This is a genomic window from Microbacterium sp. ARD31 (assembly GCF_031844425.1).
This window is the reverse complement of record NZ_JAUZVE010000002.1, coordinates 68,480-87,856: the sequence shown is the minus strand read 5'-3', so window position 1 is coordinate 87,856 and position 19,377 is coordinate 68,480. Positions and strand designations below refer to the sequence as shown.

The following is a 19,377-nucleotide window of genomic DNA, read 5'->3' as shown; positions in this document are numbered from 1 at the left end:
GGGCGTGGGGTCAGGCGACGAAGCCGACGCGGCGCGATTCCTCGGTGCCGAGTTCGATGTACGCCAGCGACGCGGTGGGGACGATGTAGGAGTTGCCCTTCGCATCGGCGAAGGTGACGTGGCTCGACTGGGCGTCCAGCGCGTCGGCGATCGACTTCTTCACCGCCGCCGCGGGCTCGTTCGTCTCGAAGCTGAGCTCGCGTCCGGTGTTCGCGATGCCGATGCGGATCTCCACGTGACTGCCTTTCTCGCGCTGTGCGCCCCTGCCTGCGGCGCATGGCAACTCTACGACACGGCCGGCGGCGACCCGCCCGCTGCGGGCACGCTCTGGGCGAACGGCATCGAGTCGGACGTGCACGGTAGCGTCGTCGGGTGATGCCGAGCCCGACCCGCCCCGACGTGCGGCCCGACGCCGCCCAACGTGCGGTCGCCGGTCTGCCCGCCGACGCGTCGGGCGTCGTCCTGGGAGCGCCCGGCACCGGCAAGACGACTGCACTCGTGCTGCGGGTCGCGCATCTGCTGACCGACGGCGGGCTCTCGCCGGACGAGCTCCTGGTGCTCACCCCGACGCGCCAGACGGCGACCGCCGTCCGCGATCGCCTCGCCGCAGGTCTCGACGTCGCCACCCCCGGTCCCCTCGCCCGCTCCACGGCGTCCTTCGCGTTCCAGCTGGTCCGCGCTGCGTCCGTGGCCGACCGCGGAGAGCCCCCGCAGCTGCTCACGGCGGGCGACCAGGACCGCATCATCGCCGACCTGCTCGCCGGGGACGAGGAGGATGCCGCGACCGGCGCCGACCGCTGGCCGGCGGTGCTCGGTCCGGCCGTGCGTCGGTCCCGCTCGTTCCGCTCCGAGCTGCGGGCTCTCGCCGCCCAGTGCGCGGATCTCGGCGTCCGCCCCCGCGAGCTCGCCGCCGTGGCGGCACGGGAGGGTCACGACACCTGGGCCGCGGCGGCGGGATTCCTGCAGGAGTACGACTATGCGCTGGCCCGCATGCGCGCCTCGCACCGCGACGCCGCCGAGCTCGTCCACGAGGCCGCGGGACTGCTCTCGCACGCCGGGCGGGATCGGATCGGCGCGGCGGTGGACCTCAAGGTGCTCCTCGTCGACGACGCGCAGGAGCTCACGCGCGGTGGCGTGGCGCTCGTGGAGGCCGCGCGACGCCGGGGGATCGCCGTGGTCGCCTTCGGCGATCCCGACATCGGATCCGGTGCCTTCCGCGGCGCCAGCCCGGAGCTGTTCGACGCGCTGGTGCGCACCCTCGGGGGCACGGTGCACGTGCTCGACGCCCCGCACCGAGCGGTCCCCGCCCTCACGCGGCTGACGCGTGTCGTCACCTCGTCGATCGGCGCCGTCGGCCGCGTGGACCATCGCCGCGCCCCCGGACCGGACTCCGATGACGAGGGCGTCGCGGCCATCATCGCGGACTCGCCCTTCGCCGAGGTCGATCGGATCGCGCGGACCCTGCGGGCGTGGCACGTCATGGACGGCATCGCCTGGGACGACATGGCGGTGATCGCGCACGATACGCGCCAGGTCGCGCAGCTCGAAGTGGAGCTGGCGGCGCGCGAGGTGCCCACCCGGGCCGGCAGCGTACCGCGTCCGCTGGGGCGGGAGGATGTCGTCCGCGATCTCGTCGGCATCGTCCGGCTGGGTCTGGCCGATCCCGCCGACCGCGAGCCGGACGCGCTCGCCGACGCCCTCGTGACCCCCTACGGCGGCCTCGACTCGGTCGGCCTGCGGCGATTGCGCGCGCGCCTGCGCATCGGCGAACTCGCGGCGGAGGGCAGTCGCCCGGCGCGCGAACTGCTCGCCGAGGCGATGCGCGAGCCCGGCATCCTCGCCCTGATCGACGCCGCCGAGGCCCGCCGCGCCGAGCGACTGGCGACCACCCTCGCGCAACTGCACGACCACGGCCGACGCGGAGCGACCATTCACGAGCTTCTGTGGCTGGTCTGGGAGCGCTCGGGCCTGGAGCAGGTGTGGTCGCGGCGCGCGGCCGGCGGAGGAGCCGGGGCGGACGAGGCGACGCGAGCCCTCGATGCGTTGGTCGCGCTGTTCGGCGCGGCCAAGCGCTCGGTCGAGCGTGCACCGGAGGAGGGGCCGTCGCGCTTCATCCGCGAGATCCTCGACAGCGAAGTGCCCGAGGACATGCTGACCGCGCCCGAGCGTGCCGGGGCGGTGGCGCTGCTGACCCCGGCTGCGGCACTCGGCACGGAGTTCGACGTCGTGGTGGTGGCGGGGGTCCAGGACGGGGTGTGGCCGAACACGCGGCTGCGCGGCGGCCTGCTCGACACCTGGCGCCTGGCGGACGCCGTCGCCGCGCACCGCGGGGGTGTGCCCGCCGCCCCGCCGCAGGTCATCGACCGTCGTCGTGCCGCACTCCATGAAGAGCTCCGCCTGTTCGTGCGGGCCGTTTCGCGGGCGCGGTCGCGTGTGGTGGTCACGGCGGTGGACGACGACGATCTCGGTCCGAGCGCGCTCTTCGCCTATCTCCCCGAGCCGACGACCGAAACGGCCGCGGAGGGCCATCCGCTCACCCTCCGGGGGCTCGTCGCGCAGCACCGCCGGGTGCTCACCTCCGTCTCCGACCCGCACGCTCGCGCCCACGCGGCGGGGCAGTTGGTGCTTCTCGCCGAAGCGGGCGTGCCGGGAGCGCACCCGGAGCAGTGGTACGGGGTGTCTCCGCCGTCGAGCACCGGCCCGCTGCACGATCTGCAACGGGCGCCGGTGCGGGTCTCGCCCTCACGCCTCGAGGGGTTCGAGACGTGCGGGCTCGACTGGGCGGTGCGCGCCCTCGGAGGTGACACGACCTCGTTCTCATCGGGGCTCGGGACGATCCTCCACGCGGCGATGGAAGACGCTCCGGACGGGGATCTGGAGGCACTGCGCGCCGCTGTGGACGCCCGATGGGGGGAGCTGGACTTCGAGGCGCCCTGGCTCGAGAGGCAGGAGCGCGCGTGGGCCGAGACCCTGGTGCAGCGACTCCATGTCTATCTGCGCCGGGTCGCCCGGGAGGGGGGAGCACCGGTGGGCTCGGAAGCCCGCTTCCGGCTGATGGTCCAGCTGCCCGACGACGGTGGCGAGCCCGCGGTGATCGCCTCATCCGAGCCGATGCAGCCGCCGCCGGGTCCGCTCGCGCTGCTGAGCGGCTCGATCGACCGGGTGGAGGTGTATCCGCCGGGTGGCGGCGAGGACGTGCCGGTCGTCGACGGAGAGGCCACTCGCGTGGTGGTCATCGACCTGAAGACCGGTCGCTCGGAGGGGCGCGTGTCGGCGGAGAAGGTCCGCGAGGATGCGCAGCTGGCCGCCTATCAGCTCGCCGTCGCGGAGGGCACGGTGGACGGCGCGCAGGGGCACGTCAACGCCGGGGCGCGTCTGCTCGTGCTGTCGAAGACCCTCAAGGGGACGCATTACCGCATCGCGCACCAGCCGCCCATGGGCGTCGACGAGCGCGCGGCGTTCCTGCGACGCATCGCCGATGACGCCCGGGGGATGGCGGCGTCGAGCTTCGTCGCGAACGTGGACGCCCACTGCACGGAGGACCGGTTCGCGGTCTGCCGGCTGCACACCGTCAAGGCGGTGAGCTCCGCGTGACGACGACACCGCAGTGGCCGCTCGGGACCGGTCTCTCCGCCTCGGTCATCGCCGCAGCCCTGGGGCTTCCCGAACCCACCGCAGACCAGCGCGCGGTGATCGAAGCGCCGCCGACGCCCGCCCTGGTCATCGCCGGAGCCGGAAGCGGCAAGACCGAGACCATGGCCGGCCGGGTGGTGTGGCTCGTGGCCAACGGACATGTGCGCCGTGACGAGATCCTCGGTCTGACCTTCACCCGGAAAGCGGCCGGCGAGCTCGCCGAGCGCATCGGTGCGCGCCTGAGTCGCGTCGACGAGTACGCCCGGCGGGGGCTTCTCGCCCACATCCCCGCGCTCGCGGCATCCGGTGAGCTCACGACGGTCTGGGAGCATGTCGCGCGCGAACCCGAGCGTCGACGGCGCCTCGCCCTCGGGGAGCACCTCGACCGGCTCGCCCGCCAGGTGGGAACGTACGGTGACGCTGACGCCCACCCGGAGGCCGCGGTCGGGCCGGGAATCCGCAGCGTCGACGAGGACGTGCTGCTGCGTGCCCGCGTGTCGACCTACAACGCGTTCGCGGACGCGATCGTGCGCGAGCACGCGGCACGCATCGGTCGCGACGCGGACGCGTCGCTGCTGAGCCAGTCCGGGTCGTGGCTGACCGCCAGACGAGTGGTGGTGTCCTCCGTCGACGAACGGCTCGCGCTCCGCGAAGACCGGTTCGGCACGGTGGTCGACGCGGTGCAGCGGCTCGCGGGAGAGGTCCTGGACAATCGGGTCGACCTGGACGAGCTGGCCGCGTTCGGCACCGAGATGGCCGCGGCGATCCGTCCGCTCACGAACCCGGGGCTGGCGCAGCCGGGCGACATCGAGAAGTTCGGGGCGGCGATGAGCGGCCTGCCCGTGCTCGCCGACCTCGTGCGGGACTACGCGCGCGTCAAGCAGGCCCGCGGGGCACTGGACTTCGCGGACCAGGTCGCCGGGGCTCTCGAGATCGTGATCACCTCGCCGGACGTCGCCGCCGAGCTGCGAGCCCAGTACCGGGTGGTCCTGCTGGACGAGTATCAGGACACGTCGGTCATCCAGACGGATCTGCTGGCCGCGGTCTTCCACGACACCGCGGTGATGGCCGTCGGCGACCCCCATCAGTCCATCTACGGCTGGCGTGGAGCCAGCGCCGACAACCTGCGTGCCTTCGCCCGCGCCTTCGCCCGGGACACCCCGTGCGAGCGGTTCGCGCTCATGGTCAGCTGGCGCAACGACCGGCGGATCCTCGACGCCGCGAACGCCCTCATCGCCGGTGCGGATGCCGACGTGCCGCCGCTGGTCTCGCGGCCCGCCGCCGGTGAGGGGCGGGTCGCCCGGGTGTTCGCCCAGACGATCGACGAGGAGGCGGCGGCCGTCGCCGACTGGTTCGTGCGGGTGCGAGACCATCACGCCGCACGCAGCGACGATCCCCATTCCGGCGCGATCCTCTTCCGCGCCAAGCGCCACATGTCCGTCTTCGCCGACGCCCTCGCCGCTCGAGGCGTCCCGCATCGCATCCTCGGGCTCGGGGGACTGCTGTCCACGCCCGAGGTCGTGGACGTCGTCGCCGCTCTGCGGGTGCTGAGCGACCCCGGGCAGGGCTCCAGCCTCATCCGCCTGCTCGTCGGGCCGCGCTTCGGCGTGGGCGTGGCCGACATGGCGGCGCTGCATGAGCTGGCGACCACGCTCGCGCAGCGCGATGCGTCGCTGTCGCGGCTGCCCGATGCGGTGCTGCAGCGCCTTCGCGGCTCTGTCGGCGTCGACGAGCAGGTCTCGATCGTCGACGCGGTCGACGTGGTGCGGGCGCTGCCTGCCGACTACGGGCTGCTCGGCGGCTTCACCCGCGAAGGAGTGCGCCGCATCAAAGAAGCGGGCGGTGTCTTCGAGCGCCTGCGCGGGCAGGTGGGTCAACCCATTCCCGACCTGATCCGGCAGATCGAGCTCGAGCTGGGGCTCGATGTCGAACTGGCTGCGAACGAGACGAGGGGCCCCGCGCGCCTGGCCTCGGCCCAGCTGCGCTCCTTCGTCGACGAGGTGCGCGGATTCCTGGCGTCGGACGAGCGGGGGTCGATCGGGAGCCTCCTGGCCTGGCTCGATCACGCCGAAGAGACCGACGAGCTCATGCCGCGTCCGGAGCCCCCCGAGCCCGGCGTGGTCCAGCTCCTCACCATCCACGGGTCCAAGGGCTTGGAATGGGACGCCGTGGCGGTCGTGCGGCTGGTGAAGGACGAACTGCCGAAACGGCCGCGGTCGACGCTCGCCTGGCTCGGGTACGGCGTCGTCCCGTACCGCTTCCGGGGGGACCGCGACGCGCTTCCGACGCTGGACTGGGACCCCGCCGCACCCGGCGACCGCAAGTCGCTTCAGAAGGCGATCACCGAGTTCAAGAACCGCAGCCGCGACCATCAGGAACGGGAGGAGCGCCGTCTGGCCTACGTCGCCGTCACCCGAGCGCGACAGGACCTGCTGCTCAGCGGCTCACAGTGGGGCGGCCAACGCGACGCCCGTCGCCCGTCGCCGTATCTGGACGAGGTGCTCGCCGCGCTCGGACTCGAACCCGTGGCGCTCGATGAGACCGCCGAGAACCCGTATGAGGGGCGTTCCGGGGCGACCCTGCAGTGGCCGCTCGACCCGCTCGGCGGTCGTGCGCCCGCGGTGCTCGAGGCCGCCGGCGAGGTCGGGGCCGCGCTGGCGGCGCCGGAGCGTGCGCACCCGACCGAGGAGCTCGATCGCCTCTTGCGCGAGCGGGCGGCGCGCGCCGCCCCGCCTGCGGCCGCGGCGCCGTCGCGGGTCGCGGCCTCCCGCTTCAAGGACTTCGTCGAGGATTTCGACAAGACGGTCCGCGCGCTGAACCGGCCCCTGCCCGAGCGCCCCTTCCGCCAGACCCGTATCGGCACGCTCTTCCACGCCTGGGTCGAGAATCGCTCGGGCCTGGTGGGGCTTTCCGGCTCGCTCGACGACGGGCTGTGGGAGGCGGACGAGGAGGCGCTCGAGAGCGAGTCCGCGCTGGCCGACGCCGCCGAGATGGACAGGCTGACATCGATCTTCCTGGCTTCGGAATGGGGGCGGCTCCAGCCGATCGAGGTCGAGACCGAGATCGACGTGACCCTCGGTGGTGCCACCGGCATCGTGAACGTCATCTGCAAGCTCGACGCGGTCTATCGTCGCGCGGACCGCGGCGGACGCATCGAGATCGTGGACTGGAAGACGGGACGCCCTCCGGCCACCGATGCGGAACGGGACGAGCGGATGCTGCAGCTGGCGCTCTACCGCGTGGCCTATCACAAGCGCCACGGAGTGCCTCTGGCCGACATCGACGTCGCGCTGTACTACGTCGCCGACGACCTCGTCATCCGTTCGGACCGTGTCTACTCCGAGGCGGAACTGGTCCAGCGCTGGAATGCCGCGCGGGAAGCGCGCTCGGCCTCGCGCTCCGCTTCGGCGTGATCCTCGCCGAAGCGGGCGATGTCGATCGGGCCGGTGACCGCATCCGCGCCCGGCGTCGAGGCGGAGACGGTTGAGCCGGAGGGGGCCGTGGCGGCGGCGCGTGCGGTCTCGGCCTCGACGTCGACCGGGGCGGTCTCGCGGTCGGCGTCGTCGTCGTCGATCCACTGCGAGAGCTCGGCCGCATCGTAGGCGTCCGTGTGCATCGACGTGTCGGACGCCGTCGCGGAATGGGCTGCCGGCACCTGGCCCAGCAGGGCGATCGCCCCGTCGACGTCCACCTGCCCGTCCGTGAGGAGATCGCTTCCCGCGACCGTGGCGGCCAGCGACTCCAGCAGCGCCACGGCGTCGTCGACGATGTCGGAGCGCTCGGCGTCATGGCCGTGCACCAGCCACTTGGCGAACTCGAGCTCCGCGTAGAGGCGGGCGCGCTCGCGCACCCCGGCGTCGGGCGCCCGATCGCTGGCGGAGACGTACGTGTCGAACACGTCCTGGGCGGCCGTCGGCGCCGACGCCAGCCACTGCAGGTCGACGGCCGGATCGCCGACACTCAGCCCGTGCCACTCCAGCACGCCGGTCACATGCGGCACGTCATCGACGTCCTCGAACAGGAAGGAGGCGGCACCTGCCCCGCCGAGGACGACCGCCGACTCGAAACGCCACAGCGGATCGGCGTCGAGCGCGCGACGCCATCGCACGATGAGCGGAACGGGCACAGCGCCGGTCGCCGCAGCGCGGTCCGCCAGTCGCGCGGCGTCGGCACGGACCTGGCCGGGGGTGCGGAAGGGAAGACCCTCCGTCCGGACGATGGACACCGGCAGGGCGTGCAGGGCGGCCAGGGCCGCCCCCACCGACGTCGCGGCTCCGCGTCCCGGAGGCAGGTGAGCAGCATCGACCCGGTAGCCGGGCAGGAAGTCCACCACGATCGCCCGCGAGCCGTCGATCGCGGTCTCACCGAGGAGCTCGGGGGCGCGGAAGGGCAGCAGCGAGCGCACCCCCGGCGTCAGAGCACGCAGAGCCCGCGCCTGCGCCGCCACCTCCGGTGCGGTGTCGGGCTCGGCCGGGACCCTCACCACGACGCGTCGCCCATCGTCGAGGTGCGCCACGGCGGAGTCGTATCGGCCGGCCGCGCCCTCGGTCAGGGCTCCCACGCCCACGACGCCGACGCGGGGAAGAGCCGCCGTGACGGACGCGGCTAGAGTGAGGGGTGAGCGAGCCATGTGCCCAGGGTAGGTCGGGCTCGCGCGTGCGGTGCCGCGCCACGCCCTGGCCGCCGAGCACCATGCCGCACCGGCGTCGCGGAGCGTCCCGGTGCCGGCTCCACGCCCAATCCGCAGAGGGGTCCCGATGTCGTCGTCCGAGAGCGCGGGCACCGTCCCGGCGGGCACCGTTCGAGACAGCGCCGGTCGAGACAGCGCCGGTCGAGACAGCGCTGACGCCCTCGCACGGGCGGCCGCCGAGCGCCTCGAGACAGGTCTGCTGGAGCGTCTCCGCGCGGATCCCGCCACCCGAGTGCTGGCCCTCCACGGTGATGCCTCGGCGCTGACCTCCGCCGGGCGCATCGATTGGATGCCGCCGGACCGGGTGCCGGGCGACGTGCTGTGGGCTTTTCTCGGGCGCGCGGCGACAGGCGAGGCGCTCCTGGCCGCGGTGTACCCGGAGGCCGACGCCGAGCCGTTCGCGCCGGCGGGAGGCTGGGGCGCGCTGCGCACGGTGGCCGCGGATCTCGATGCGGCGGACGCAGCCGCGTTCGTGACAGCGGTGAGCCTCGGACGCTGGCTGCGGGAGGCCCCCTTCTGCCCTGCATGCGGCACGATGACGCTGCTGTCGGATGCGGGGTGGTCCCGGCGATGCCCCTCCTGTGCTCGTCAGCACTTTCCGCGCACCGACCCCGCCGTCATCGTCGCGATCCAGAGCGCTCGCGATCCCGACCTGCTGCTGCTCGGCTCCAACGCGCTGTGGGGCGCTGGCCGCTACTCGTGCTTCGCGGGGTTCGTCGAAGCCGGCGAGTCGCTCGAGACCGCCGTCCACCGGGAGGTCGCCGAAGAGGCAGGTGTGACGCTCTCGAGCGTCCGCTACCGCGGGTCGCAGCCGTGGCCGTACCCGCGCTCGCTCATGGTCGGCTTCCTCGCCACGGCGACCGATGAGGATGCGGCCCGCCCCGACGGCGAGGAGATCATCGACGTGCGCTGGTTCACCCGGGCCGAGATCGGGGCCGGCCTGGCCGGTGAGGGCCCGCTGACACTGCCGGGCGCGGCATCCATCGCCCACCGCCTCATCGCCGACTGGCACCGGGGGACGGAATGAGCGACGCCCTCGCCGGACTCGACGAGCGGCAGCGCGAAGCCGCGTCCGTGCTGCGGGGTCCCGTCGTCGTGCTCGCCGGAGCGGGGGCGGGCAAGACGCGCGTCATCACCCACCGCATCGCCCACGGCGTCGACACCGGGGCCTACTCGCCCGGGCGGGTGATGGCGGTCACGTTCACGGCCAAGGCCGCGGGCGAGATGCGCGGCCGCCTGCGGGCGCTCGGGGTGGAGGGCGTCTCGGCCCGCACGTTCCACGCGACCGCGCTCGCACAGCTGAACTACTTCTGGCCGACCCTGGCGGGCGACACGATGCCGTCGATCGTGGACAACAAAGTTCGACTCCTGGCGCACGCCGCGGACGGCATCGGAATCGACCCGGACACCGCGACCCTGCGTGATCTCGCCTCGGAGATCGAGTGGCGCAAGGTCGGCATGCGCAGCATCGAGGAGTACGCCCTGGCCCGTCCGAACGGCGTGGGCAGGCTCAGCGTGGAGCGCGTCGTCGATCTGCAGCGCGCGTACGAGCGCCTCAAGGACGAGCGGCGCCAAGTGGACTTCGAGGATGTGCTCCTGGCGTGCGCGGGCATGCTCGAGGCCGAACCCAAGGTCGCCCGCGCCGTCCACGAGCAGTACCGGCACTTCACCGTCGACGAATTCCAGGACGTCTCGCCGCTGCAGCACCGCCTGCTGGAGCTGTGGCTCGGGGATCGCCGCGACATCTGCGTGGTGGGCGATGCCAGCCAGACGGTCTACACGTTCGCCGGCGCCGAGTCGCGGTTCCTGCTGGAATTCGAGCGACGCTACGACGACGCGCGCGTGGTGCGGCTCGAGACGAGCTATCGCTCGCTGACGCCGATCCTCGACGTCGCCAATGAGCTCATGCGGGATCGTCCGGGCGCCCTGCGGCTGGTCGCCGCGGCCGAAGCTCCCGGAGAGACGCCGACGGTGACCGCATACCCGGACGACGCGTCCGAGGCGCGCGGGGTCGCTCAGCGGATCGGCGCTCTGATCTCGGACGGCGTCGACCCACGGCAGATCGCGGTCCTGTACCGGTCTCACTCGCAGTCGGCGGAGCTGCTGAGCGCCCTTGCGGGAGCGGGGATCGCCACCACCGTCCTCGGCGGCAAGCGCTTCTTCGATCTGCCCGAGGTGCGCCAGGCCGTCATGGCCCTGCGCGGCGCGTCGGTGGCACCGCTCCAGTCGGGGTTCGTCGACGCCGTGCGCGACGTCCTCCGCTCGCTCGGCTTCACCGACGAACCGCCCCAGGCCGGCGGCGCCCTGCGCGACGCATGGGAGGCGCGGGCGGCGATCCTGCGTCTGGCCGAAGAGGCGCCCGAGGGCACGACGCTGCGGGTCTTCACCGATGAGCTGACCGCCCGCGCCCGAGCGGGCGACGAGCCCTCGCGACGCACCGTCACGCTCGCGACGCTGCACTCCGCGAAGGGCCTCGAGTGGGATCACGTCCACATCGTCGGACTCGCCGAAGGGCTGTTGCCGATCTCGTACGCGTCGACGTTCGAGCAGGTGGACGAGGAGCGCCGACTGGCCTACGTCGGCATCACCCGCGCCGCGCGGACGCTGTGGCTCAGCTGGGCGCGCGGGCCTCGTGAGAGGCAGCCGTCGCGTTTCCTTCGGGAGATCGGCAGCCGCACGCTGCGTGCGGTCGGTGCCACCGGGTCTGCCGGTGCAGGGGGTCGGCGGTCAGCGTCACCGACCGCATCCGCTTCGGCCAGGCGTCCGCCCGCACGTCGCTGACCAGGCGCGCGGCGACGAGCGCGGCTTCCGCCGCCCGGGATGCGGCGACGTCGGGCGACGGCCTTCCCAGCAGCTGCGCGATCACGAGAGGCCACGCCGGATCGCGGTCGCGCTGATGCGCTGCCAGGCACGCCAGGCATGCGGTGCGGCCGGGACGCACGAGCGGTCCGACCTCGATCCGGTCATGGCGCAGCACGATCGGCAGATGCGGATCGTCGGCTGACATCAGCGCGGCCACCCGACGCGGATCGACCAGGTGGGAGGCGACCACCACGGTGACCGGTCGCCCGGCAGCGCCGGCGTCGGCGTCGGCGTCGGCGTCGGTGTGGGCGCGCCGGCTATCGGGGTGCGCACCTGCTCGGCGGTCCGTCACGACGACGCCGGCGTCGCCGAACGCCACCCGCATCGACCGCATCACCGGGTCCGGCAGGTCCGCGGGTGTCTCGAGGACGACGGTCACCGGCGCCGGGTCGTCGCCGGCGGTCCGCAGCACCGGCGACAGGCTCTCCAGGAATCGGCGCGCCGTGACCGAGGGCACCCCGAAGCGTTCCGCCACGTCCATCAGCTCCGACTCGGCCGCGCCCGCCTGCAGCGCCGTCAGCCATCGCTCCTGCCACGGGAGCGGGTCGACGAGGACGGCGCGACCGTCGACACCGAACTGGAGCGTGTCCGGCGTCCGCCACAGCGGAGGGTGGGCGGGATCGAGTCGAAGCATGCACCCGATCCTGCCCGTCGTCGCGTGGGCAGGCGTCGGGCTTTCCACAGACCGGGCCGGGCTGCCCGCCGCGCGCCGCCTGGGGAGGGGAGGATGCCGCCTCAGACGGGGCGGTCCCCCTCGGGCGGTTCGCTCCCGTCGCCTCGTTCGCCGTCCAGCAGGCGCTGCAGAGCGGCATCCATCTCGTCCGTCTCGGGCTGCTCGCCGCGTGCCCGCGCCTGCAGGCGCGCCACCAGCGCCGACGGGTCATCGATGTCTTCGGCGGACGGCATGAGGTCGGGGTAGTCCCACAGACCGTCTCGGCCCGGCACGCCCACCGCGTCGGTCACGGCGCGCCACATCGCCGCGGCCTCGCGCATGCGACGCGGACGGAGCTCGAGACCCACGAGCGAGCCCAGCGCCCGCTCGGCCGGGCCCCCCACGGCGCGCCGGCGCCGGACGGCCTCGGCGATGCGCTCTGCGGAGGGAAGCCGCGAGGTCGCGTCGGCCGTGACGACGTCCACCCACCCCTCGATGGTCGCCAGGAGGTTCTCCAGACGGGACAGCGCCAGCTCCTGCGCCTCGGAGCGCGCCGGGAGCAGCGCACCGCTCTCGAGCGCGCGGCGCAGCTCGTCGGGGTCGGAGGGATCGAAGCGGGACGCGAGATCCTCGAGCGCGTCGGTGTCGACGTGCAGGCCGCGAGCGAAGTCGGTGACCTGCGAGATCACGTGCAGTCGCAGCCAGCGCGCGTGTCGGAAGAGCCGCGCGTGCGCCAGCTCGCGCGTGGCGATGTACAGGGCGAGCTGGTCGTCGGGGATCTCGAGCTCCGCGCCGAGTCCGGCGAAGTTCTGGGGGAGGATCGCCGCTTCGCCGTCGGGCATGAGCGGGATGCCGACATCGCCGCCGCTGAGGACCTCCTTCGACAGCTCGCCGACGACCTGGCCCAGCTGCGAGGCGAAGAGCGAGCCGCCGACGGTGCGCATCAGACGGCCGGCACCCTGGACGATGCCCTGCATGTCCTCGGGCGCCTGCTCGCTGAGACTGGCGGTGAGGGCGTCCGCGATGCTCGTCGCGACCGGCTCCGCCAGTTCCTGCCACACCGGCAGCGTCGCCTCCACCCAGCCGCCGCGGGTGAGCGGCACCGCGGGTGAGGGCAGGTCCGAGATCGTCGTCGCCTCGCTCAGCCACAGAGTGGCGAGGGCGAACGCCTGGTCGAGGTCGGTGCGCTGCCCGCCGGTCACGCTCAGACCGTCCTGGTTGGCGATGTGCAGCGCCTGACGCTTGGCCATGTCCCACGAGATGCCTTCGTCGCCGGCGGTGAAGGCCCCCTGCAGGTGGCGCATGACGGTCTGCATCATCGCGGGGTCGATCTGCATCCCGGCCAGCCGTGAGAGCTGCTCTGGATCGATGTCGCCGGCCGCTCCGCCGAGCATCTTGCGCAGGAGCTCCTGGAACTCCTCTTCGGGACTACGGTCCTCGTCAGCCACTTCAGCCGCCTTTCAGCCGGGTCGGGGCACCGCGTTCTACGCTAGTCGCGAAGATCATCGCACTGCCCGGCAGGTACCCGAACCCCTTACGCCGGTCGCGAACGACCAGGCGAGAAAGGTTCCCGTGGCGCTGTTCGACGACGACGCATACGTCCCGCAGGCCCCCGAGCGACGCATGTCGCGGGGCATGATCGCCGGGACGTGGGCGCTGGCGGTGGCGATGGTGGTGCTGCTGGCTCTCACGTTCCTGCCGACGTCCTACGTGATCCAGCGACCGGGGCCGGTCTACAACACGCTGGGCTCGGCGAACACCGCCGACGGCGGCGAGGTGCCGCTGATCTCGGTCGACGGCGCCGAGACCCATCCGACGGCCGGGGCCCTGGATCTGCTCACGGTGCAGGTCGTGGGCAATCGCGAGCGGACCCCGTCGTGGTTCGAGCTGGCGCTGGCGTGGTTCGATCCCAGCCGCGCGGTGGTGCCGATCGAGTCGGTGTTCCCCGAGGGTCAGAGCCTCCAGGAACGCAGCGAGGAGAGCACCGCTCTCATGGTGGACTCGCAGAAGGAGGCCACGGCGGCGGCGCTCACCGAGCTGGGGTACGAGGTCGATCCGCACTTGACGGTGTACTCGTTCGTCGACGACTCGGCTGCGGCCGGCATCCTCGAGGAGGGGGACGTCATCCTCGCCGCCGACGGCACCGTCGTCGAGGACGCCGATACGCTGCGCAGCATCGTCAACGACGGTGCGGGGGATCCGGTCGCGCTGTCGATCGAACGCGACGGCGAGCAGCGCGACGTCGAGGTCGAACCCCGTTCGGCCGAGATCAACGGCGAAGAGACGCTGCTGCTGGGCATCACCCTGATGACCGACTACGAGTTCCCGTTCGACGTGACCATCCAGCTCGACAACGTGGGCGGACCGAGCGCGGGGATGATGTTCGCCCTGGGGATCATCGACGTGCTCACCCCCGGTGAACTCAACGGGGGAGAGGTCGTCGCCGGAACCGGCACCATCTCGGGCTCGGGCGACGTGGGGCCGATCGGCGGCATCCGTCAGAAGATGTGGGGCGCCGTCGAGTCCGACGCGACCTGGTTCCTGGCACCCGCCGACAACTGCGACGAGGTCGTGGGCCACATCCCCGGAGGACTGCAGGTGTTCTCCATCGAGACGCTCGAGGACGCGCTCGCCGTGCTGGACGCGGTCGCCGAGGGCGGCGACACATCCGCACTGCCGACCTGCGAGGACTGACCGACCCTTCCTCGGTATTCCCCCAGCGGGGACTCGGGAAGACGTGTGAATCCGCCGCCTAGGATGGAACGGTGACCACGACCTCGGCGCCGATACCGGCCACACCGTCCCGCTCCCGACGCATCATCACGATCTCCCTTGCGGTGATCGCCGCCCTCGTGGTGGCGTTCTTCGTCTTCGCGAACCTCTACTCGGAGTGGCTCTGGTTCGAGCAGCTCGGGTTCGACTCCGTGCTGGTGACGCAGTGGATCGCGCGTACGGTCATGTTCGTCGTCGGATTCCTCGGTATGGCGGTTCCGGTATGGCTGGCGATCCAGCTGGCGTACCGGCTGCGCCCCGTCTACGCCCGGCTGAGCTCGCAGCTCGACCGGTACCAGGAGGTCGTTGAGCCGCTCCGTCGCCTGGCGATGTGGGGCATCCCGGTCTTCTTCGGCTTCTTCGCCGGCTTCTCGACGTCGGCCCAGTGGGAGACGACGTGGCTGTGGGTCAACGGCGTCGCGACCTCCGAGGTCGACCCCGAGTTCGGGCTCGACACGGGCTTCTACCTGTTCGGGATGCCGTTCTACAGCGCCCTCCTGGGCTTCGTCTCCGCCGTTCTCCTGGTCTGCCTCCTGGTCACCGCCGCGGTGTCGTATCTGTACGGGTCGGTGCGCGTCGGTCAGCGCGAGCTGCGGATCTCCAAGTCCGCCCGGATCCAGCTGGCGGTCCTCGCCGGCCTGTACCTGCTCGTGCAGGGCGCGAGCCTGTGGCTCGACCGCTATCGCACGATGATCGAGCCGGGCGGCATGGGCCGCATCACCGGGCCCGGCTACACCGAGGCCAACGCGGTCATCCCCGGCCAGACGGTCCTCGCGATCGTCGCCGTGCTGGTGGCGATCCTCTTCTTCGTGACGGCCGTCATCGGCCGCTGGCGCTACCCGCTCATCGCGACGGCGCTGCTGGTCGTCTCGGCCATCGTGGTCGGCGTCGGCTACCCCTGGGTGGTCCGCACCTTCCAGGTGCAGCCCAACCAGCTGTCGCTGGAGGCGCAGTACTACGAGCGCAACCTCGAGATGACCAAGGCCGCGTACGGCATCGACGGACTGGAGAAGAGCGACTTCACCGCCGAGACGGATGCCGCCGAGGGTCAGCTGCGCGAGGACGCCGAGACCACGGCATCCATCCGCATCATGGACCCGGCGATCATCGGCCCGACCGTTCGGCAGCTCGAGCAATACCGCGCCTACTACCAGTTCCAGGACCCGCTCGACGTCGACCGCTACGAGATCGACGGCGAGTCGCAGGACACGATCGTCTCGGTGCGCGAGCTGAACGTCGAGCAGCTCGGCGCCGCGTCGAACTGGCAGAACAACACCCTCGTCTACACCCACGGCTACGGTCTCGTGGCGGCGGCGGGCAACGAGCGCACCGACGACGGCAACCCGGTCTTCCTCGAGCGGGGCATCCCGGCGGCGGGCTTCCTCTCGGAGCAGGAGGACTTCCAGCCCCGCGTGTACTTCGGCGAGTACTCGCCGCCGTACTCGATCGTGGGCGCACCCGCGGACGCGGAGCCGATCGAGCTCGACTACCCGTCGGGCGCCGATGGCGAGAACGAGACGCGCACGACCTTCGAGGGCGACGGCGGCCCCAGCGTCGGCAACGTCTTCAACCGGCTGATCTACGCCCTGAAGTTCCAGTCCGAGCAGATCCTGTTCTCGGACTCGGTCAACGAGGAGTCGCAGATCCTGTACGACCGCGACCCGGCGCTGCGCGTGCAGAAGGCCGCGCCGTATCTCACGCTCGACAGCGACCCGTACCCGAGCGTCGTCGATGGGCGGATCGTGTGGATCGTGGACGGCTACACCCTCAGCTCGAACTACCCGTACTCCACGACGGTGAGCCTCCAGCAGGCGATCGCCGACTCCAACAACACCGCTCCGCGCTTCACGCTGGACGACATCAACTACGTCCGCAACTCGGTCAAGGCCACCGTGGACGCGTACGACGGCTCGGTGACGCTCTACGCGTGGGATGAGGAGGATCCGCTGCTGCAGGCGTGGCAGAAGATCTATCCCTCCACGCTCGAGCCGATCAGCGAGATGTCGGCCGACCTCATGAGCCACGTGCGGTATCCGACGGATCTGTTCAAGATCCAGCGGGCGCTCCTCGGGGTGTATCACGTCGACGACGCGCGGGCGTTCTTCCAGCGCGACAACGCGTGGGCGACCCCGAACGACCCGCAGACCGACACGCGTCTGCAGCCGCCCTACTACCTGACGATGCAGATGCCCGGTCAGGAGCAGCCGTCGTACTCGATGTTCACCACCTTCATCCCGTCCTCCGAGGCGGGAACGGCCAGCCGCAACGTGCTGATGGGCTACCTCGCGGTGGACTCCAACGCGGGGAGCGAGGCGGGTCAGAGGGCGGAGGACTACGGCAAGCTGAGGATGCTGGAGATCTCGGCCGAGACCACGGTGCCCGGGCCCGGCCAGGTGCAGAACCGCTTCGACTCCGATACCGCGGTGTCGTCGCAGATCAATATCCTGCAGCAGGGTCAGTCCGAGGTGCTCAACGGCAACCTGCTCACCCTTCCCGTCGGCGGCGGTCTGCTGTACGTGCAGCCGGTCTTCGTCCAGGCGTCGCAGGGTACCCAGTTGCCGACCCTGCGCAAGGTGCTGGTCGCCTTCGGCGACAACATCGCGTTCGAGGACACGCTCGACGAAGCGCTGGACGAGCTGTTCGGCGGCGACTCCGGCGCCAACGCCGGGGACGGCGACGTGGATCCGGTGCCGCTTCCCACCGATCCGGCAGAGCCGGTCGATCCCGAGGAGCCCACGACTCCCGAGGAGCCGGCCGAGCCCACGGTCCCGGCCGACGAGTACGAGGCGGCACTGCAGGATGCCCGCCAGGCGATGATCGACCGCGACGCCGCGCTGCAGGACGGTGACTGGACCGCCTTCGGCGAAGCCGACGAGCGCCTCACCGCTGCGGTGGACCGCCTGCTCGAGTTGAGCGAAGAGGGCTGAGCCCAGCCGTCGAGCAGAACGCTCGCTCGGGCCCCGGTGCGCTGCGCCGGGGCCCGAGCCGTTCTCACGCCCGGGCTGCTGTCAGGCCACCGCTGCAGGGCGCGGCATCCGCTGCAGGGATCGATGGCGCGGATGCCGCGACCTGGCGCGCCGGTGGGGTCGGCCTGTCGATATATGCCGCGGATGCCGCGACCTGCCGCGCCGGTGGGGTCGGCCCGTCGGTATCGGGCGCGGATGCCGCGACCTGGCGCGTCAGGCCGTCAGGCCGTCAGGCCGTCAGGCCGTCAGAAGTGCGTACCAGATGACGAGCATCGTGACGAGGAAGCCCGCCAGCTGGTTGAGCCACAGGAACCGCTGCCATCCGCGTGTGGCGAGGTGCGCCGTGCCGTCGGTGATCGCGCGGTACGGCCAGACCGCGAGCAGGTAGGGGAGGGCGACGGCGGCGGCCAGCGGCCCCGGCCAGGACGTGGCGAGCATCGTGAGCCCGGCGGCGGCGTAGCAGACCAGCGCGAACCACACGGTCCAGCGAGCGCCGCGCGCCGTGGCGATCGAGGCGATGCCGGCCTCGCGGTCGGCGACGACGTCCTGCACGGCCCCGAAGGCGTGCGAGGCGATACCCCACAGCGCGAACGCCACCATGATCACCACGAGCTGCCACGTCCACGTCGCGCCGGCCAGGACCAGCCCGTAGACCGCGGGCGAGAAGAAATGGATGCTGCTGGTCACCGAGTCGGCGAACGGGCGCTCCTTCAGCCGCAGCGGTGGAGCGCTGTAGAACACGACGAAGAAGAGGCTCGCCGCCAGCACCGCCCACGACAGCGGCGACCCCACGGCGACGAGGAAGACGACGAACGGCGCGCAGGAGAGCCCCGCCGCCCACAGCGTCACGCGGTGCATCCGCCGATCGAGGATCGCACCGTGCGCACGGCCCTTGCGGGGATTGCGCAGATCCGACTCGTAGTCGAAGACGTCGTTGATGCCGTACATCGCCAGGTTGTACGGGATGAGGAAGAACAGCGTGCCCACCACGAGGATCAGGTCGATGTCGCGGGTGACGAGCAGATAGGCCACGGCGAACGGATAGGCGGTGTTGATCCAGCTCACCGGTCGGGACGAGACGAACAGGTCGCGCGTCACACGCGCGGCGGTCAGCGCCGTGCCGGTCACCGCGCGTCCGCCTCGGCGCCGGCCCGACGACCTCCGGGGGTCAGCAGCGTCCACACCGCGGGGATCAGGAAAGCCGCGCACACGGCGTACGCGAAGTCCTCGATCGGCGCCAGGCCGATCCGGATGCCGCTCATGGACTCCTCGGGGTAACGCACGAGGTCGGAGCCGATCATGATGCTGTCGAAGACGGCGGTCAGGACGAACAGGACGGCGGCGGCGATCCCCGACGCGGCCATCCGACGGCCGAAGCCGGGCCGGCGCAGCGTCGCCAGGGTCACCACGGCGGTCACGATCACGAAGGGGATGTTGATGAGGGTGTACGTCACGCCCGCTCCCCTCCGACCTGCGCGGTCCGGGCGCTGCGGCCGGCGATGACGCGCGTCGCGCCGGCGTGCAGCACGAGCGCGAGGTAGGACAGGAACGCGAGGAAGACGGGCTCCTCGAGGGGGAGCTCGGGCGCGAGGTCGACGCCGACGAAGAGGGGGCTGTCGCCCTTGGAGAAGACGCCGCTGACGATGCCGGCGGCATCCCACAGCAGGAAGAAGACCACCCCGATCGCGACCGCAGCCGCGGTGCGGCCGGGCGCTCGGAACGCGGCGAGCCGGAACCGGGCGTCGATCGTCGCGATGCCCGCGGCCGAGACGAGGATCGCCGCGAGATACAGACCCGGCATC

The 19,377-nt window shown here is 72.0% G+C and carries 13 protein-coding genes; 7 read left to right on the top strand and 6 right to left on the bottom strand.

Annotated elements, in window-relative coordinates:
• Nucleotides 1-10 precede the first annotated feature (10 nt).
• The gene (locus Q9S36_RS07120; RefSeq protein WP_251450304.1) at nucleotides 11-235 is read right to left on the bottom strand and encodes a DUF3107 domain-containing protein; all 225 of its coding nucleotides are present in this window, start codon (nucleotides 233-235) and stop codon (nucleotides 11-13) included.
• On the opposite strand from Q9S36_RS07120, the gene Q9S36_RS07115 reads away from it, so the two are divergent.
• The 3 genes from Q9S36_RS07115 to Q9S36_RS07105 are packed head-to-tail and all read left to right on the top strand — an operon-like array spanning nucleotide 236 to nucleotide 7,046.
• Nucleotides 236-376: a hypothetical protein gene (locus Q9S36_RS07115; RefSeq protein ID WP_251450302.1), complete on the top strand. Its 141-nt coding sequence runs from the start codon at nucleotides 236-238 to the stop codon at nucleotides 374-376.
• Nucleotides 376-3,594, top strand: coding sequence for an ATP-dependent DNA helicase (locus tag Q9S36_RS07110; protein ID WP_311284526.1), 3,219 nt, complete (start codon nucleotides 376-378; stop codon nucleotides 3,592-3,594). Before Q9S36_RS07115 ends, Q9S36_RS07110 begins: the two co-directional genes overlap by 1 nt.
• The gene (locus Q9S36_RS07105; protein ID WP_311284525.1) at nucleotides 3,591-7,046 is read left to right on the top strand and encodes an ATP-dependent DNA helicase; all 3,456 of its coding nucleotides are present in this window, start codon (nucleotides 3,591-3,593) and stop codon (nucleotides 7,044-7,046) included. Before Q9S36_RS07110 ends, Q9S36_RS07105 begins: the two co-directional genes overlap by 4 nt.
• On the opposite strand, the gene Q9S36_RS07100 is transcribed toward Q9S36_RS07105, so the two are convergent.
• Nucleotides 6,968-8,263 (bottom strand): phosphotransferase, encoded by a 1,296-nt coding sequence (locus tag Q9S36_RS07100; RefSeq protein ID WP_311284524.1) that lies wholly within the window; start codon nucleotides 8,261-8,263, stop codon nucleotides 6,968-6,970. The genes Q9S36_RS07105 and Q9S36_RS07100 overlap by 79 nt on opposite strands.
• A gap of 127 nt (nucleotides 8,264-8,390) precedes the next feature.
• Here Q9S36_RS07100 and nudC point away from each other — a divergent pair, with 127 nt between their 5' ends.
• Nucleotides 8,391-9,350, top strand: a complete 960-nt coding sequence (nudC, locus tag Q9S36_RS07095; protein WP_311284523.1) for an NAD(+) diphosphatase — start codon at nucleotides 8,391-8,393, stop codon at nucleotides 9,348-9,350.
• Nucleotides 9,347-11,104 (top strand): ATP-dependent helicase, encoded by a 1,758-nt coding sequence (locus Q9S36_RS07090; protein WP_311284522.1) that lies wholly within the window; start codon nucleotides 9,347-9,349, stop codon nucleotides 11,102-11,104. Before nudC ends, Q9S36_RS07090 begins: the two co-directional genes overlap by 4 nt.
• Before the next feature lie 816 nt (nucleotides 11,105-11,920).
• Here the strand turns inward: Q9S36_RS07090 and Q9S36_RS07085 are convergent.
• Nucleotides 11,921-13,285: a zinc-dependent metalloprotease gene (locus tag Q9S36_RS07085; protein WP_311284521.1), complete on the bottom strand. Its 1,365-nt coding sequence runs from the start codon at nucleotides 13,283-13,285 to the stop codon at nucleotides 11,921-11,923.
• A gap of 124 nt (nucleotides 13,286-13,409) precedes the next feature.
• Between Q9S36_RS07085 and Q9S36_RS07080 the strand changes: the two genes are divergently transcribed.
• Nucleotides 13,410-14,531 carry a S16 family serine protease gene (locus Q9S36_RS07080; protein WP_311284520.1) on the top strand — a complete coding sequence of 374 codons (1,122 nt, stop codon included), beginning with the start codon at nucleotides 13,410-13,412 and terminating at the stop codon, nucleotides 14,529-14,531.
• A 71-nt stretch (nucleotides 14,532-14,602) separates the two neighbouring features.
• Nucleotides 14,603-17,536 (top strand): UPF0182 family protein, encoded by a 2,934-nt coding sequence (locus tag Q9S36_RS07075; protein WP_311284519.1) that lies wholly within the window; start codon nucleotides 14,603-14,605, stop codon nucleotides 17,534-17,536.
• 276 nt (nucleotides 17,537-17,812) lie between these two features.
• Here Q9S36_RS07075 and Q9S36_RS07070 read toward each other — a convergent pair whose 3' ends face one another.
• Genes Q9S36_RS07070 through Q9S36_RS07060 form a run of 3 tightly spaced genes read right to left on the bottom strand, consistent with a single transcriptional unit; the run spans nucleotide 17,813 to nucleotide 19,376 of the window.
• Nucleotides 17,813-18,703, bottom strand: a complete 891-nt coding sequence (locus Q9S36_RS07070) for a prenyltransferase (RefSeq protein ID WP_311284518.1) — start codon at nucleotides 18,701-18,703, stop codon at nucleotides 17,813-17,815.
• Nucleotides 18,700-19,029: a lycopene cyclase domain-containing protein gene (locus Q9S36_RS07065; protein ID WP_311284517.1), complete on the bottom strand. Its 330-nt coding sequence runs from the start codon at nucleotides 19,027-19,029 to the stop codon at nucleotides 18,700-18,702. Before Q9S36_RS07065 ends, Q9S36_RS07070 begins: the two co-directional genes overlap by 4 nt.
• Nucleotides 19,026-19,376: a lycopene cyclase domain-containing protein gene (locus Q9S36_RS07060; protein ID WP_311284516.1), complete on the bottom strand. Its 351-nt coding sequence runs from the start codon at nucleotides 19,374-19,376 to the stop codon at nucleotides 19,026-19,028. Before Q9S36_RS07060 ends, Q9S36_RS07065 begins: the two co-directional genes overlap by 4 nt.
• Between the last annotated feature and the right edge of the window lies 1 nt (nucleotide 19,377).